Source organism: Janthinobacterium sp. GW823-FHT03B06 (assembly GCF_058796955.1).
In genome coordinates this window covers 425,391-440,471 of record NZ_JBXAJE010000001.1, presented here as the reverse complement: position 1 = coordinate 440,471, position 15,081 = coordinate 425,391, and the positions used below count along the sequence as shown (strand labels likewise).

The 15,081-nt window shown below is 65.3% G+C and carries 12 protein-coding genes; 9 read left to right on the top strand and 3 right to left on the bottom strand.

Annotated features, from left to right (window positions below; genetic code table 11):
• Positions 1 to 60: 60 nt before the first annotated feature.
• Positions 61 to 1,458: an esterase-like activity of phytase family protein gene (locus tag AC1RBA_RS02000; RefSeq protein ID WP_070291625.1), complete on the bottom strand. Its 1,398-nt coding sequence runs from the start codon at positions 1,456 to 1,458 to the stop codon at positions 61 to 63.
• 119 nt (positions 1,459 to 1,577) lie between these two features.
• Positions 1,578 to 2,954 carry a YihY family inner membrane protein gene (locus AC1RBA_RS01995; protein WP_492416285.1) on the bottom strand — a complete coding sequence of 459 codons (1,377 nt, stop codon included), beginning with the start codon at positions 2,952 to 2,954 and terminating at the stop codon, positions 1,578 to 1,580.
• A gap of 67 nt (positions 2,955 to 3,021) precedes the next feature.
• On the opposite strand from AC1RBA_RS01995, the gene wrbA reads away from it, so the two are divergent.
• From wrbA to AC1RBA_RS01950, 9 genes are all read left to right on the top strand, one after another.
• Positions 3,022 to 3,630 carry an NAD(P)H:quinone oxidoreductase gene (wrbA, locus tag AC1RBA_RS01990; RefSeq protein WP_070224480.1) on the top strand — a complete coding sequence of 203 codons (609 nt, stop codon included), beginning with the start codon at positions 3,022 to 3,024 and terminating at the stop codon, positions 3,628 to 3,630.
• Positions 3,630 to 4,040 (top strand): DUF2069 domain-containing protein, encoded by a 411-nt coding sequence (locus tag AC1RBA_RS01985; protein WP_070224481.1) that lies wholly within the window; start codon positions 3,630 to 3,632, stop codon positions 4,038 to 4,040. The genes wrbA and AC1RBA_RS01985 overlap by 1 nt, the downstream gene beginning before the upstream one ends.
• A complete protein-coding gene (locus AC1RBA_RS01980) occupies positions 4,037 to 5,464 on the top strand; it encodes an FAD-binding oxidoreductase (RefSeq protein WP_492416283.1) in 1,428 nt (475 codons plus the stop codon). The genes AC1RBA_RS01985 and AC1RBA_RS01980 overlap by 4 nt, the downstream gene beginning before the upstream one ends.
• Positions 5,461 to 5,889 (top strand): DUF4124 domain-containing protein, encoded by a 429-nt coding sequence (locus AC1RBA_RS01975; RefSeq protein WP_492416281.1) that lies wholly within the window; start codon positions 5,461 to 5,463, stop codon positions 5,887 to 5,889. The genes AC1RBA_RS01980 and AC1RBA_RS01975 overlap by 4 nt, the downstream gene beginning before the upstream one ends.
• Complete coding sequence (locus AC1RBA_RS01970) at positions 5,877 to 8,468, top strand: FtsX-like permease family protein (RefSeq protein WP_492416279.1); 2,592 nt, start codon at positions 5,877 to 5,879, stop codon at positions 8,466 to 8,468. The genes AC1RBA_RS01975 and AC1RBA_RS01970 overlap by 13 nt, the downstream gene beginning before the upstream one ends.
• A complete protein-coding gene (locus tag AC1RBA_RS01965) occupies positions 8,468 to 9,544 on the top strand; it encodes a lipocalin-like domain-containing protein (RefSeq protein WP_492416277.1) in 1,077 nt (358 codons plus the stop codon). The genes AC1RBA_RS01970 and AC1RBA_RS01965 overlap by 1 nt, the downstream gene beginning before the upstream one ends.
• Before the next feature lie 78 nt (positions 9,545 to 9,622).
• A complete protein-coding gene (locus AC1RBA_RS01960; protein ID WP_492416275.1) occupies positions 9,623 to 11,494 on the top strand; it encodes an ABC transporter transmembrane domain-containing protein in 1,872 nt (623 codons plus the stop codon).
• Between the two features lie 2 nt (positions 11,495 to 11,496).
• Positions 11,497 to 12,171, top strand: a complete 675-nt coding sequence (gene leuE, locus AC1RBA_RS01955; RefSeq protein WP_492416273.1) for a leucine efflux protein LeuE — start codon at positions 11,497 to 11,499, stop codon at positions 12,169 to 12,171.
• Positions 12,172 to 12,181: 10 nt separating this feature from the next.
• On the top strand, positions 12,182 to 13,282 hold the full coding sequence (locus tag AC1RBA_RS01950; RefSeq protein ID WP_492416271.1) for a threonine aldolase family protein: 1,101 nt from the start codon (positions 12,182 to 12,184) through the stop codon (positions 13,280 to 13,282).
• 232 nt (positions 13,283 to 13,514) lie between these two features.
• Here the strand turns inward: AC1RBA_RS01950 and AC1RBA_RS01945 are convergent, their stop codons facing one another.
• Positions 13,515 to 14,957 (bottom strand): OmpP1/FadL family transporter, encoded by a 1,443-nt coding sequence (locus AC1RBA_RS01945; protein WP_070224443.1) that lies wholly within the window; start codon positions 14,955 to 14,957, stop codon positions 13,515 to 13,517.
• Between the last annotated feature and the right edge of the window lie 124 nt (positions 14,958 to 15,081).

Here is a 15,081-nt window from a genome sequence, read left to right as displayed (position 1 = left end):
CGTCTGCTGATATCGCACCCGGCCGGCAACATGGAGCGCCGTTGCTGGCCGGGTGCATCTTTACTTGACGGAACGATCGAACAGCGCCTTGTCAAAACGCAGGGTAATGACTTCGGTATCGTCCGGCTTGCCTGGCTTGCGGCCGTCTTCACCGGGGTAGTTCGTGTCAATTGCCACGACTAGCGTGTGGGCATCGAGGACTTCAACGCTCTCCACCGAGTCGAAAGGCATGCTGAACTTACCCACAGGCATATTGCTCGCCTGCCCGCCGATGCCTTTGGGGTCGGAGATATTCAGCAAGTCCACCAGCAGCGTTTTCTTGAGGGCGCCATCAGCATCTTTCTCCTTCAGGTCGACCAGGTACAGGCGCTTGATCACGGCCTTGGCGCCCCAGAAGCCATCGCGCTCGATGAGCACGAACTTGCTGCCGCCGACATTGGTCATGTCGCCGATCACGACGCCATTATCCTTGGCCGCGCCATCCTTGCGGTACACGAGGTTCTTGCCCGTATAGCGCATGGCGGCGGGGTCGAACTCGAAGATGTTCAGGTAGCGTTCATCCGCGGCAACGGGCCGCAGCGACGGGTCGCTTGGCGCCGCTTCCGGCACCGCGTAGAGCAGGCTGCGGTCGGCGTTATAGGCCAGGCTTTCGAAACCGCGGCTGCCTGACAGGGTGATGCTGGCGCCCTTGCCCAGCACTTCCGGATTGGCCGGGCTGCGCAGGAAGGGATGGGGAACGGGATCGCCCATGAGCGTGCCGTTTTTGTCGAAGTGCAGGATATACGGGCCGAACTCCTCGCCCACGAACCAAGTGCCATCGGCGGCGCGCGCGAGCGATTCAATGTCGAAGTCAAAACCGGTCAGCAGGCGGCCCGCGCGAATGCGCGCATCGACGGCGATACCGCTGTCGGAAAAGACCAGCCCGCCGGAGGTGTTGCTTGGGTAGTTGACATAGTCGGCCGTGATTTTCAGGTCGATGCCCTTGCCGTCGTTTAAGAAACCCCTGGCGTCGTTGAAGGCGAGAAAACTGTTGATCTTGATGCTGCCCGGCGTCTTGCTGGCGTCTGCGTCCGTGCGGAAGTTGATGCTGGCGTTATACAGGCCGAGCACGAAATCGGCCGAATTGCCCTTGGCGCCGTAGCCATTGTCGGCCATGGCAGTCCAGCTGCCGTCGTCATTCCTCAGCAGAGCGGAGAAGCCCGGAATCGGCACGCCATTGGCAAACGGCGGGCTGACACCAAGCGCCGCGGCCGTGAACTGTCCGGAAACCGGCGCCGGCCAGCGCGCCGTGTCAGGCAACGCTGCCCAGCCGACAAGCTGGTGCGGCAGTCCCTCCCCCTCCTTGGGCACCGCGTCGGGAGCCGCAGAGGAACTGCCGCCGCAGGCAGCCAGCATGCCGCTGACCATCACGATGGCCAAGCCGCGGCACAAATTCAAACCGCTCAAATGACAACGCATATTTGCTTCCTCTACAAGATGAATGGAGAGGAAAGCTTACCGGCCTTCGGTGACCAGTTTATGACATGCGTCCCTAGCGCGCGCGGCGGATGCCGGCAGGAAGCGCACCGCCGGGCCCGTCAATTGCAGCGCACTTCCCCGAAATGCTGCGCCAGGCTCAGGCCCAGTCCCTGCTCCACGGCGTTTTCCACCTGCGCGGCCAGCGCGGCTGCCTCTTCCGCCGCCTTGATGTCGCGCTCGTTGGTGGAACCGGCCGGATAGCCGGAGTTCACGCGCATGCCGCCGAAGACGAACAGGCGGTAGACGTCGGCCAGGCTGATGCGGTTGACGTTGCCCAGCAAGACCCAGTGGTCGGAACTGTCGGCCACGCGCTTGCCCCACTGTACCCGCACGGCGCCGTCCACGTTGACCCGTCCCACCCAGCCCTGCTGCACCATCTTGTCGAGCAGGGTTTCCATCTCTTCGAAGCCCAGGCGCGTGCTGCGGCGGATCTCGGCCGCGCCCACCAGGGCCGAATCGGCGCAGTGGCACGCCTGGTGCAGCACTTTCAGGATGGCGACGGCGTCGACGAATTCGCTGCCCGGCGCCGCCTCGTACCACCAGCGCTCGTATTTCACGACGGGCAAGGCGGCCACCAGCAAGGCGCCCACCAGGGTGATCATCCAGCTCAGGTATATCCACACGAGGAACAGCGGCAAGGCGGCCAGTGCGCCATAGATGCGCGAATAGGTGGGAAATTCCTGGATGAATTCGCCGAAGCCGCGCTTGGCCACCTCGAACGCCAGCGCCGCCAGCAAGCCGCCCCAGGCCGCGTCGCGCCAGTCCACGTCGCGGTTCGGCACGGCGATGTACAGCAAGGTAAACGCCAGCATGGTCAGGCCGATCGACACCAGCGTGTAAAACACGGCGCCGAGGAACGGCACGGCGCCCACCACGCCGCTGGTGGCCATGAAGAGGCGCGAGGTCACCGTCAGCGACACGCCCACCAGCAGCGGCCCCAGGGTGACGATGGCCCAGTAGACGAGCAAACGCTTGGTCCAGCGGCGCTCCTGGCGCACGCGCCAGATGCGGTTGAAGACGCGCTCGATCAAGCCCATCATGCCCACCGAGGTGACGATCAGGGCGCCCGCACCGATGGCCGACAATCGCGTCGCCTTCGAGGCAAACGTCGTCAGGTAGTCGAGGATGGTGTTCGAGATGCCCTTGGGCATCACGCTTTGCACGAAATAGTCTTCCAGCGCGTGGCGGAAGGTATTAAACAGGGGGAAGGTGGTGAAGATGGCCAGGGCCAGCGTGAGCAGGGGCACCAGCGCGAACACGGTGGCGAACGTCAGGCTGCCGGCCACTTGCGGCAGGCTTTCCTCGCGCACGCGGCGGCGCGCGAACTGCAGCAGGTCGCGCGTTTCGGACCACGTCAGGCCGCGCACGACGTCCAGCCCCATACTCAGGGTGCGCCACAGGTATTGGAAGAACGGGAATATATATTTTGAAAACATGTGCAAAATCAGAACGGCGCCATGACAGCAGTCGTATCAGGCTGTAAAGCGCCCTATAATACCAATGATGAAGCCAACCAATCTGATTATTCTCGTATTGTTTTATTCACGCCATGGCGCCACGCGCCAGTTGGCCGAGCTGATAGCCCAGGGAGTGGAAAGCGTGCCTGGCTGCGATGCGCGCCTGCGCACCGTGCCCGCCGTCTCCACCGTAACGGAAGCGACGGCGCCCGAGGTGCCGCTGGACGGCGCGCCCTACGTGGAACTGGACGACTTGCAGGAATGCGCGGGCCTGGCCCTGGGCTCGCCCACGCGCTTCGGCAACATGGCCGCCGCCATGAAGTACTTCTGGGATGGCACGGCCAGCGACTGGCTGGCCGGCAGCCTGTCCGGCAAGCCCGCCTGCGTGTTCACGTCCACGGGCAGTCTGCACGGCGGCCAGGAATCGACCCTGCTGTCGATGATGATCCCCCTCTTCCATCACGGCATGCTGGTCATGGGCTTGCCCTACACGCACCCGGAACTGATGACCACCTCCACGGGCGGCTCGCCGTATGGCGCCACGCACTGGTCGGGCATAGACGGCGACAAGGCCTTGAGCGACGATGAAAAACGGCTGGCCGTCGCGCTGGGCCGGCGCCTGGCGGAAAACGCCGCGAAACTGGCAGGCGCATGATGCACGGCACACTGCACAAGTATTTTCACTGGGGCGCCATCGCCAGCCTCGTCACCCTGATCGTCTGGTGTCTGCTGTGGGAAACCGTCGTCGCGCCCCTGCAGCCGGGCGGCTCCTGGGTCGTGCTGAAGGCGGCGCCCCTGCTCATTCCCCTGTATGGCGTCATCAAGCGCGACGTCTACACCCTGCAATGGTCGTCGATGGTGATCCTGCTGTACTTTACGGAAGGCGTGGTACGCGGCTACAGCGACACGAACCCCACCTCGGCCCTGATGGCCTGGGGCGAGGCGGCCATCGTCTGCGTCTATTTTGTCTGCGCCGTGCTGTATCTGCGCCCGTATAAAAAGGCGGCCAAGCGCATGGCCAAAGAGCTTCTGGAAAAAGTGAATAAAGTGAGCATCAAGAAATGACTGGTCAAACCGATTTCCTCGCCGCCTGCCGCGACCTGCTGGGCGACGCCTATGTACTCACCCTGGACGCCGACATGGCGCCCTTCCTCACCGACTGGCGCGACCGTTTTACGGGCAAGGCCCTGGCCGTGCTGCGCCCCGCCACCGTGGAGCAGGTGGCCGCAATCCTGCGCGCCTGCGCGCAATGGCAGGTGCCCGTCGTGCCGCAGGGCGGCAATACGGGCCTGGTGCTGGGCAGCATCCCCGATGCCGCCGGCACGGCCGTCGTGCTGTCGCTGGCGCGCCTGAACAGCATCCGCGCGCTCGACCCCGTCAACCGCACCATCACGGTCGATGCCGGCTGCATCCTGCAAACCATCCAGGAAGCGGCCAGTGCCGCCGGCTGTCTGTTCCCCCTGTCGCTGGCGGCCGAAGGCAGCTGCACCATCGGGGGGAATCTGGCGACGAACGCGGGCGGCACGGCAGTACTGCGCTACGGCAATACGCGCGAGCTGTGCCTGGGCCTGGAAGTGGTCACGCCGCAGGGCGAGATCTGGAGCGGCTTGCGCGGCCTGCGCAAGGACAATACCGGCTACGATTTGCGCGACCTGTACATCGGCGCCGAAGGCACCCTGGGCGTGATCACGGGCGCGGTCATGAAGTTGTACCCGCAGCCGAAAGCCTGCATCACGGCGCTGGCCGCCATGCCCTCGCCCGCCCACGCCCTGCGCTTGTTAAGCCTGATGCAGGACCATTGCGGCGCCAGCCTGACGGGCTTTGAACTGATGTCGCAATACTGTCTGCAACTGGTGGCGCAGCAGTTCCCGCAACTGCCGCGCCCGTTCGCCGACGCGCACGGGCAGTCGCATGGGCAATATGTGTTGCTGGAACTGTCCAGCAGCCAGTCCGAGGCCCATGCCGTGGAATTGCTCGAAGCGAGCATCGGAGCGGCCCTGGAAGACGAGTTGATCGAAGACGCCGTCGTCGCCAGCTCCGTGGCGCAGTCCGAAGGCCTGTGGCAGCTGCGCGAACATATTCCGCTGGCGCAGGCGCAGGCGGGCAAGAACATCAAACACGATATCTCGCTGCCCATTTCCCGCATCGCCGACTTCATCGCCGTCGCGGATGCGGCCCTTGCGTCAGCCTTCCCCGGCTGCCAGCTCGTGTGCTTCGGCCACCTGGGCGACGGCAACCTGCATTACAACGTGGCGCCGCCAGCCGGCATGACGGACCGGGATTTCCTGGCCAACCAGGACGCCATCAACCGCATCGTGCACGACCAGGTCCACGGCTTTGGCGGCTCGATATCGGCCGAGCACGGCATCGGCGCACTGAAAAAGGCGGATCTGGCGCACTACAAGTCGCCGCTGGAACTGCAGCTGATGCGCGCCGTGAAGCAGGCGCTGGACCCGCAAAACATCATGAATCCGGGGAAGATATTGTGAAGCCATCGTCCCTCCTGCTCTGCGCCATGGCCTTGCTGGCCGGTTACGCCAGCGCGCAGGACGTCTACAAATGCGTGCAGGATGGCCAGACCAGCTATAGCGCCACGCCCTGCACGGGCGGCCAGCTGCAGATCCTGGAAGTTCCCTCGCCTCCGCCCGCCGTCGACAAGGGCGCGGCCACGCGTCAGGAACGGGTGGCCAGCCAGATGGAAGCGGCGCGCAAGAAGCGCGAAAACCTGGAAGACCAGGCGCGCGAACGGGCCGCCAAACAGAAGGAAATGCACGAGAAGCATTGCGCCCAGCTACGGCTGGAACAAAAATGGGCGGCGCAGGACGCCGTCGGCGCGGGCGATAAAACCCGCAATGCGGCGCAACTGAAAGCGCGGCGCGCCGGCGAGCGCCTGGCCGTTGAATGTCTGAATTGAGTGCGCCGGCGGCAAATCCCGCAGGTATGCGCCTGTTGTCGCGCTGGCTGCTGCTGGGCGAATGGCGCGCGCATCCCGTGCGCGCCTTCGTCGCCATCCTCGCCATCGCCATCGGCGTGTCGCTGGGCTTTGCCATCCATTTGATCAACGCGGCCGCCTTCAATGAATTTTCCACGGCCGTCAAAAGCCTGTCCGGCCAGGCCGACGTGCAAGTGGCCGGGCGCGAAGCGCTGTTCGACGAAGCCGTCTACCCGTGGCTGGCGCAGCGCGACGGCGTGGCCGTTGCCTCGCCCGTGCTGGAACTGCAAGCCGGCGTGAGCGGCAAGAAGGACGGCGGCCCGCTGCACATCCTGGCGCTCGACGTCTTCCGCGCCGGCTTCATCTCGCCCGACCTGATCGGCGCGCCGGCCGAAGGCCAGCCTTTCGACACCCTGGCCGACGACGCCCTCTTTTTATCGCCTGCCGCCTTGCGCTGGCTCGACGTCGCCGAAGGCGGCCAGGTCGCGCTGCAATCGGGCACGGGCACGGTGTCCCTGCGCGTGGCCGGTTCGCTGCAGCGCGCGCGCGCCGGCCAGCGCATCGCCGTGATGGATATCGGCGCGGCGCAATGGCGCTTCAACAAGCTGGGCAAGCTGTCGCGCATCGACCTGAAACTGCGCCAGGGCGTCAACCGCGACGCCTTCCAGGCCGCGCTGAGCAGCGCGCTGGAAACGCAGTACCCGGGGCGTTTCCAGGTAGGCCAGCCGAATGATGAAAACCAGAATAGCCGCAACAATAACCTCAGCCGTGCCTACCGCGTCAACCTGACGGTGCTGGCCCTGGTCGCCCTGTTTACGGGGGCGTTCCTCGTGTTTTCCACGCAAGCCCTGTCCGTCATCCGCCGCCGCGGCCAGTTCGCGCTGCTGCGCGTGCTGGGCATGGAGCGGGGAACCTTGCTGCGCCAGGTGCTGTTAGAGGGCGCCAGCCTGGGCGTGGTCGGCGCCGCGCTGGGCATCGCCGGCGGCTACGCCATGGCCGCCGTGGCGCTGCGCTTCTTCGGCGGCGACCTGGGCGCCGGCTATTTCGCGGGCGTGCAGCCGCAGGTGCAATTCACGCCCGTCGCCGCTTTCGTGTATTTCGCTCTGGGCCTCGGCGTGGCCTTGCTGGGTTGCGCCGCGCCCGCGCTGGAAGCGGCGCGCGCGGCCCCCGCCATCGCCCTGAAATCGGGCAGCGAAGAAGTTGTGACGACGCGCCTGGCCAAGACCTGGCCAGCGCTGGCGTGTCTGCTGCTGGCCGGCGCCTTGACGTTCCTGCCGCCCGTGTTCGAGCTGCCCCTGTTCGGCTATCTGTCCATCGCCCTGCTGCTGATCGGCGCCATCGCCCTGATGCCGCAGCTGGCGGCCGTCGTCTTCCGCGCCCTGCAAGCCGCCTGGCTGCGCACGGAAACGAGCAAGCATGCGCCCGTGCGCAGCCTGACCGTGGCCCGCCTGGCGAACGCCTCGGGCCAGGCCGGCATTGCGCTCGGCGGCGTGCTGTCGAGCTTTAGCCTGATGGTGGCGATGGCGATCATGGTGTCGAGTTTCCGCGTTTCCGTCGACGACTGGCTGCTGCAGATCCTGCCGGCCGACGTGTACACGCGCCCGGCGGCCAGCGGCGGCACGGCGGGCCTGAGCCCGCGCGAACAGGCGAGCATCACCGCCCTGCCCGGCGTGGCCAGGGTGGATTTCCAACGCCTGCGCTCGCTGTCGCTGGCGCCGGACCGCCCTAACGTCATGCTGCTGGCGCGCCCCATCAACTTGCGGGACCCTGGCAAGAGCATGGTACTGGTGGGCGAGACATTAGCCGTGCCGGCAGGCAGCCGGCCCGTGTGGCTGTCCGAAGCGGCGGCCGACCTGTACAACGTCAAGCCTGGCCAGCAGATCGCGCTGCCGCTGGCGGGCGGCTTGCACAAGTTCTTCGTCGCCGGCATCTGGCGCGACTATGCACGCTCGTCCGGCGCCATCCAGATGCCGCTCGATGACTACCGCGCCCTGACGGGCGACATGGACGTCAGCGATGCGGCCCTGTGGCTGGCCAAAAATACCACGGGCGAGCAGTTGCAGCAGCGCCTGAAAGCCCTGCCTTTCGGCGCCAGCCTCGAAGTATCGAACCCGTCGGCCATCCGCGCCCTGAGTCTGCAGATCTTCGACCGCAGCTTCGCCGTCACGTATTTATTGGAAGCCATCGCCATCGTCATCGGCCTGTTCGGCGTGGCCGCCACGTTCTCGGCGCAGACCCTGGCGCGCGCGCGCGAATTCGGCATGCTGCGCCACGTGGGCGTGACGCGCGGCCAGATCCTGTCCATCCTGGCGCTCGAGGGCGGCGCGCTGACGGCGCTGGGCATCGCCACCGGTTTTGTGTTGGGCCTGTTGATCAGCTTTGTGCTGGTCTTCATCGTCAATCCGCAATCGTTCCACTGGACCATGCAGCTGCACCTGCCGTGGTCCTTGATCGCCACCGTGGCCGGCGCCCTGCTGACGGCCGCCGCCCTCACCGCCCTCGTCGCGGGCAGGCAAGCCCTGTCCGCTGGCCCCATCCGCGCCGTCAGGGAGGACTGGTAATGCGCCGTTTGACTTGTTTATTGTTGTTTTGCAGCGCCGCCGCCATCGCCGCGCCGCCCGCCTTCGCCCCCGTCACGCCGCTGCCGGCCGGCCAGACCCTGCGCATGCCGCACGATTTCGGCGCCCACCCCGCGTATAAAACGGAATGGTGGTATGCCACTGGCTGGGTCAAGACCGCCGGCGGCGAGCAACTGGGCTACCAGGTGACCTTCTTTCGCAGCGCCACGGCCGCCGACGCGGACAACCCCAGCGCCTTCGCGCCGAAACAGCTGATCATCGGCCATGCGGCCCTGTCCGACCCGAAAGTGGGCAAGCTGCTGCACGACGAGAAAAGCGCGCGCGAAGGCTTCGGCCTGGCCTACGCCAGGGTGGGCGACACGGACATCAAGCTCGACGACTGGCGCATGCAGCGGCAAGCGGACGGCAGCTACAAGGTCAGCCTGGCCGCGCGCGACTTCAGCTTGCAGCTGACCCTCGCGCCCACGCAGCCCGTGCTGCTGCAAGGCGTTGGCGGCTATTCGCGCAAGGGCGCGCAGCCCGCGCAATCGAGTTATTACTACAGCGAGCCGCAGCTTCGTACCACGGGCACGATCGCCCGCGCGGGCGGCAAGCCGGAAGCGGTGACGGGCGCCACCTGGCTCGATCACGAGTGGTCGAGCCAGGTGCTTGATGCGGACGCCAGCGGCTGGAACTGGATAGGCGCCAACCTCGCTGACGGCGGCGCCCTGATGGCCTTCCAGATCCGCAGCAAGACAGGTGCTAAACTATGGGCGCACGCGACATGGCGCGATGCGTCCGGTAAGATGACGCAGTACGCGCCCGGCGACGTCGATTTCACGCCCACGCAGCTGTGGCGCTCGCCCCGCACACAGGCAGAATACCCGGTCGCCACCGAGATCCGCACGGGTGCCACGCGCTGGCAGATCAAGCCCCTGCAGGCGGACCAGGAGCTCGATTCGCGCCGCTCGACGGGGGCCGTGTACTGGGAAGGCGCCGTGACGGTGGAGCGCGACGGCCAGCCCGTGGGCCGCGCCTACCTGGAAATGACGGGCTATGTCCAGCCGATGAAGTTGTAAGCAATGCATAAAATGCCGGGGTCAGACCCATCGGGTCTGACCCCGGACAAGCAAAAAAGTAAATCAAAGCGAAAAACAATGACAACCAGCACAGAAACAGGCAGCACCAGCAAAGCAACCGCCGCAAGCACCGTACCGACTCCCGACACCGGCACCAGCCGCGAACTGAAAAAAGGCAGCCTGGCCGCCTTCAAGGGCTTGATGCCATTTCTGACGCCGTACCGCAAGCAGTTCTTCCTGGCCGGTATCGCGCTGGTGGTGGCCGCCGCCTCGACCCTGGCCATTCCCGCCGCCTTCAAGCAGATGATCGACCTCGGTTTCGGCGGCGCGGCCGGCTCGAAAAGCATCCAGCACGTCGACCTGGTGTTCCTCGCCCTGTTCGGCGTGGCGTCCATCCTGGCGCTGGCGACTGCCGCGCGCTTTTACACGGTGTCCTGGCTGGGCGAGCGCGTCACGGCAGACATCCGCAGCGCCGTGTACCGCCACGTCGTCACGCAAAGCCCGGAATTCTTTGAGACCACGCAGACGGGCGAAGTCCTGTCGCGCATCACCACCGACACGACCCTGATCCAGGCCGTCGTCGGCACCAGCATCTCGATGGCGCTGCGCAATGTGCTGCTGTTCCTGGGCGGTCTGGTGATGCTGTTCGTCACCAGCGCCAAGCTGGCGGGCATCATCATCGGCCTCTTGATTCTCGTCGTCGTGCCCATCATCGTGTTTGGCCGCCGTGTGCGCAAGCTGTCGCGCGATTCGCAGGACCGCATCGCCGACGCTTCGGCCATGGCCGGCGAAATCCTCAACGCCATGCCCACCGTGCAAGCGTTTACGCACGAGAAAATCGAATCGAAACGCTTCGGCGACTCCGTCGAAGGTGCCTTCATGACGGCCATGCGCCGCATCCGCGCCCGCGCCCTCTTGACCATGATCGCGATTTTGCTGGTCTTCGGCACCATCGTGTTCGTCCTGTGGCTGGGCGCGCGCGCCGTGCTGGAAGGCGCGATGACGGGCGGCGACCTGGGCCAGTTCATCCTGTACGCCTCCATCGTGGCCGGCGCCATCGGCGCCCTGTCCGAAGTCATGGGCGAAGCGCAGCGCGCCGCCGGCGCCACCGAGCGCCTGCTGGAACTGATGGCCGTCAAATCGGAAATCGAGTCGCCTGCCACGCCGCTGCCGCTGCCCGCGCGCGCCGCGAACGGCGCTTCGCTGTCGCTGGACGACGTCATGTTCTCGTATCCGTCGCGCCCCGACACCCACGCCCTGAACCACGTCAGCCTCGACATCCGCGCCGGCGAAACGGTGGCCGTCGTCGGCCCGTCGGGCGCCGGCAAGACTACGCTGTTCCAGCTGTTTTTACGTTTTTATGACCCGCAAAGCGGCAGCATCCGCCTCGATGGCGTCGACATCAAGCAGCTCGACCTGCACACGCTGCGCGACGCCATCGGCATCGTGCCGCAGGATACGGTGATCTTCTCGGCCGACGCCATGGAAAACATCCGCTATGGCCGCGCCGGCGCCAGCGACGAGGATGTCATCGCCGCCGCGAAGATGGCGGCCGCCCACGAATTCATCGAGCGCCTGCCGAACGGCTACAAATCCTTCCTCGGCGAACGGGGCGTGCGCCTGTCCGGCGGCCAGCGCCAGCGCATCGCCATCGCCCGCGCCCTGCTGAAAAACCCGCCGCTGCTGCTGCTCGACGAAGCGACCAGCGCGCTCGACGCGGAATCGGAACGCCTGGTGCAAAAGGCGCTGGAAGCGGCCATGGTGGGCCGCACCACCGTCATCATCGCGCACCGCCTGGCCACCGTGCAGCGGGCCGACCGCATCATCGTCATGGAAGACGGCAGGATCGTCGAGACGGGCACGCATGCGTCGCTGGTGGCGCTCGGAGGCATCTATGCGAATCTTGCCGCACTGCAATTCCATCACGTACAGCTCAATCCAGCGGAATAATCATGAACGCACTTTTCCACGCCAACCTGGGCATCACCGATTTCTGGACCTTTTTACTGGGGACCATCTTCATCGTCATCCTGCCCGGTCCCAACTCCATGTACGTGCTGTCGGTCGCCGCCCAGCGCGGCGTGCGGCCCGCCTACCAGGGCGCCTTCGGCATCTTCGCCGGCGACCTGATTCTGATGGTGCTGTCGGCCTGCGGCGTCGCTTCGCTGCTGAAAGCCAGCCCGGCCCTGTTCTACGTCGTGAAATACATCGGCGCGGCTTACCTGGGCTGGATCGGCCTGCAGATGCTGATAGGCTGCTGGCGCAAGCTGCGCGCGCCCGCTCCCGCTGAAGGCGAAGCGGCAGCCTTGCCGCCCCCCGTCAAGGAAAGCGACCCGTTCCGCAAGGCGCTGATCATCAGCCTGATGAACCCGAAAGCGATTTTGTTCTTCATCTCGTTTTTCATCCAGTTCGTCGACCCGGCCTTTGCAAAGCCCGTGCTGTCCTTCATCGGCCTGGGCCTGATCTGCCAGGTGATCAGCTTTACCTACCTGACGGCCATCATCTTTGTCGGCGCGCGGCTGGCCGAGACCTTCCGCCGCCGTCGCCGCCTGTCGGCCGGCATGGGCGGCGGCGTGGGCGCCATGTTCATCGGCTTTGGCGCGAAACTGGCCACGGCCACCCTGTAAGGAAAACACCGTGAACGAGCTTGAACTGCGCCAGCGCTGCCATACCATCCTGCCGGGCCACCGCCAGCCGACGCCAGCGGCCACCTTCGCCGCCATGGCCGCCTGGTGCGATGCCAACGATGTTGCACACGATACCTATGGCGAAGGCGCGCTGATCGAACAGTTCGAGAACAAGATCGCCGGCCTGCTCGGTTTCGAGGCGGCCGTGTTCTGCATCACGGGCACCATGACGCAAGTCACGGCCCTGCGCCTGGCCTGCCAGGACCGGGGCTCGCGCCTGGTCGCGCTGCACCCGACCTCGCACATCCTGCGCCACGAACGGGGCAACCATGAATTGCTCGACCACTTCAAGGGCTTGACGATCGGCGACCCGCACCGCCCGTGGACGGTGGACGACCTGCGCGCCGTGCCCGATGCGCTGGGCGCCGCGCAGGTCGAACTGCCGATGCGCGAGATCGGCGGCCAGTGTCCGTCGTGGGATGAGTTGAGCCAGATCAAACGGCACTGCCGCGAACGCAATATCCATCTGCACATGGATGGCGCGCGCCTGTGGGAAGCGCAAGCCGGTTTTGGCCAGTCCCTGCCCGCCATCTGCGACGGTTTTGATTCCGTCTATGTGTCGCTGTACAAGGGCATCGGCGGCCTCGGCGGCGCCATGCTGGCCGGCAGCCGCCCGTTTGTCGAGCGTGCGCGCGCGTGGTTCCACCGCCAGGGCGGCAACATCGTGCACCGCACGCCCTACGTGGTGGCCGCCGCCATGCAGTTCGACGCGCGCCTCGCCGCCATGCCCCGCTATTTTGCGCGCACGCAGTGGCTGTACGCGCTGCTGCGCGATTTTCCATCGATCGCCATCAACCCCGCCCAGCCGCAGGCCAACATGCTGCATCTGCACCTGCCCGTATCGCGCGAGCGGGCCATCGCCATCCGCAACCAGATGGCCGAAGACCACGGCATCTGGCTGTTCGGCCGCGCCAGCCACGCGGCCCTGCCCGGGCACAGCGTGGTGGAGTGGTATGTGGGCGACAACTTGCTGGAACTGCCCGACGACAGCGTGCGGCTGGCCTTGACCCTGCTGGATCAGGCCGTGCGTAACAAGGCACCATCGGCGTAGGTCGGGGTAGGTCGGGGTAGGTCGGGTTAGCGCATAGCGCGTAACCCGACAACACCACAGCCACAGCCATCGCCAACAATACCGTCGGATTACGCGCGGCTTCGCCACGCTAATCCGACCTACACCCTACCGCGCCCAACAGGGCACCACCGCTGGGGTCTGCCCCAAAAAAAAAAGCGCCCGAAGGCGCTTTTTTCCTTTCATGGCGGCCGGGTTGGCCGCCACTACCTGCTTAGAACTTGTAGTTGTAAGCGAGACCGATCAACTGCATGCGGGTCTTGAACAGGCCCTTGGTGGTTTCACCGTTGCCGGTGCAGCCCGTCTTGACCGGCGAGCAGTCGTTTGTGTAGTTGACGTCAGCATCCTTGAAGTCGATATAGCTGTAAGCCAGGTCGATCGAGGAATTGGCGTTCAGCTTCCAGTTCGCGCCGATCGAATACTGCATGCGGTCGCTGTCCGGCAAGGCCGGGTGGCGCAATTCGGCGCTGCGGACCGGCGCCTGGTCGTGGGCGATACCGGCGCGCAGCATCAGGCTTTCGCTGTACTTGTAGTTGGTGCCCAGCGACACGCGGTAGGTGTCTTTCCAGTTCTGGCGAATGCGCTCGGCGCCTTCGGCCGTCGGCGGGAACTGGATATCCAGGTTCTGCAGGCGCGAAGTGCGGGTCCAGGTGACGTCGCCCATCAAGGCCCATTTATCATCCATCTGATGGAAGGCGTTGACCGACAGGGTTTCCGGCGTGCGCAATTCCACCAGCGCTTCCGAATTGACCTTGTTCGATGCCTTGGCGATGAAGGCGTTCACGGCCGGATTGCTCGTCACTTGCGAGAAGTCCCAGATGGTGCTGCCCTTGAGCTTGTGCGAAATCGACGAGCGGTAAGCGATACCGAAACGCGTGCCTTCGTTCAGCTGGTACAGGTAGCCCAGGTTGAAGCCGAAGCCCCAGTCATGGCCATCCATCGAGGCATGGCCATCCTTGATCGGGCCCTGCAGCGCGGCGCCCGCAGCTTGCGCCGCAGCCAGACCCTGCGTCTTGGCGATATTGGCCAGGAAGGCCTGCGATGCGCTAGGGGCAAACTTGCCCAGGAAAGCAACCGAACCCGGCACGTCCACACCCTGGCCCAGTTCCGCCTTCATGTATTCGGCCGTCACGCCGAAACCGAACGAGTGGTGCTGGTCCAGCTTGAACGACACGGAAGGATTCAGGGCGATGGCTTCGAGCTTGATATTGGTGATCGCGTAGCGGCCATACCAGTCGTTGCCGTAGTCGAGCTTGGCGCCATACGGCACGAACAGGCCAGCGCCGACGGTCCACTGCTCATTGATTTTCTTGCTGGCATACAGCGCTGGCGCGAACACGGCATCCGGCGCATAGTCCTTGGTTGCCGCGTAAGGCGTGCGGTTGCCCGGGAAGAAAGGCTTGGAGCCCGAATCCGTGTAGGTCGAATGCGGTACCACCAGGGTGCCGCCGCCCACGAATTGCGTGCCTTCCAGGCGCGCCATGCCGGCCGGATTATAGAAAATGGTCGACGCGTCGGCCGCTTCGGCGCCGCTGGCGTCGGCCGTGCCTTGGGCGGAAACGCTTTGCGAGCCGAAACGGTAGCCCGATGCCTGGGCGGTGGAAGCGAAGCCGGCGCATGCGACGGCGATGAGGAGGGGCAGATATTTATGTTTCAAGTTAGTCTCTCTTTATTATATGAAGTGTCTTCGTCACATTGTCCCGGGTAGCTCAACCTCACCCGTCCTGCACTGTTCTTGCCGCCGTGAACTCCAATTCACTGACGGCATGAGCGAAGCATAT